Origin of the sequence: Fortiea sp. LEGE XX443, from assembly GCF_015206815.1 — a bacterium.
GTDB lineage: Bacteria > Cyanobacteriota > Cyanobacteriia > Cyanobacteriales > Nostocaceae > Nostoc_B.
The window spans coordinates 1-1,482 of record NZ_JADEXZ010000155.1 but is presented as its reverse complement, the minus strand read 5'-3'; the positions used below and the strand labels follow the sequence as shown (position 1 = coordinate 1,482).

Genomic DNA, 1,482 nt, shown 5'->3' with positions numbered 1-1,482 from the left:
GGGACTTCCAGAGAATAAGATATACAAGCCATAAAAATGATAATCATTCTGAAGGGGGAAAGAGCAGTTGCCGTCGGCAACTGCTCTTTCCTCCCAAATATATGCAAGATAAATGTCTGCACTCAACAATAAAAGAGCGCAGTGAGCAGAATGGCTATTGCCGCGAAAAACCGTTATTTAACTTCTAACAATTACGTTGCTCCGTAACAAATATCAACAAACCACTTGCCTAAATTTGGTAAATTATCTTGACCAAAATTAGTCAAACGTGAAATTTTATTTTCAATTTCTTGCATGGCTTCTTTAGTTAAACGCACTCCAGTAGCATAAGTTTGAGTTACTAACTTAACAACTGGATGTTTGCCATTCCAAGCCATAGTTTTAGCAAAATTTAATGCGGTTTCTACTTCATCTAAGATGCTGCCATTCCAATGATTTTCTAATATAGCCCAAGTTCTTTCAATTGGGTTATATTTGCTGTGATATGGAGGATAATATGCTAAACGTATATTTAGTTGATGTTTTTGAGAAAATTCAACTATACGTTTCATAAACTGAGTACGTCGAGAGTTATTCTGACCTCCATTGTCTTGATTAATAAGTAAAGTTTTAATTTCCGGAAATCGCCAACTTTGGGATTTCCAAAAATCCTCTAAAATATCAACTATAAAATCGCTAGTTACTTTTGATTCTGTAAAATACAAAAATAGTTCATCTAAATCTGGAAGAAATATACCGTAAGGAGTCACAGTTGTTTTTGGATGAAAATCATGGTCATCAGTTTCCGTCGGTACTCGATTTCTACCACCACGGTCAAATGAGCCAATATTAACACGAGCTTTTGCATCCAAACTTAAACGTAAAATACTTGAATCCTCTGAAGCTTCTTGGTGAACTCTAGCTAATTGGTCGAAGATTGCGTCAGTTTCGGGAATTTTTTTTGAGGTTGAACTTTGGCAACTCGTTTGAGGCGATATCCCAAATCGTTTAACTTTACACGAATTGTCTCTTCAGTCGGTAATTTCTCATCACTATAACCGAACTTCTCAATTAATTGATTTCTCACTTGGGCAGCCGACAGGCGTGTGTAGAGTCTCTGGCTTTTAAAACTTGGGTCTATTTGGCTTTGAGAATCAACTAATTTCTTAATATCTTCTAAAAGATTTGGCAAGATTTCTTCGGCTTTTTTACGTCCTCTACCCTGATAATTATCAAAACAAGTAATCCCAGTATTTAATTCTTTAATTCCTTTGCTAATAGTTACACGATTCCATCCTAATTCTCGCTCGGCCGCATACTGACCTCCATATCCTAATGCCACAACTGTTTGTGCAATGAATCTGCGTTTGGCTGCCCCTTTTAATTGCTGTGCAGTTTCCTTCAACAAATGCTTTAGTGAATCTGTTAATTCCATTGACACCTATGCACATCCAAAATCGAATCATCATTGAATTTACTACAAAAAGGGAAGGGAAAGGTTGC

At 36.4% G+C, this 1,482-nt stretch carries 2 pseudogenes; one reads left to right on the top strand and one right to left on the bottom strand.

The features are described from left to right. Window positions 1-188: pseudogene (locus tag IQ259_RS27460) on the top strand (hypothetical protein); the annotation flags it as partial. Window positions 189-191: 3 nt separating this feature from the next. On the opposite strand, the pseudogene IQ259_RS26880 reads toward IQ259_RS27460, so the two are convergent. Further along, window positions 192-1,414 (bottom strand): annotated as a pseudogene (locus IQ259_RS26880) (ISAzo13 family transposase). Window positions 1,415-1,482 lie beyond the last annotated feature (68 nt).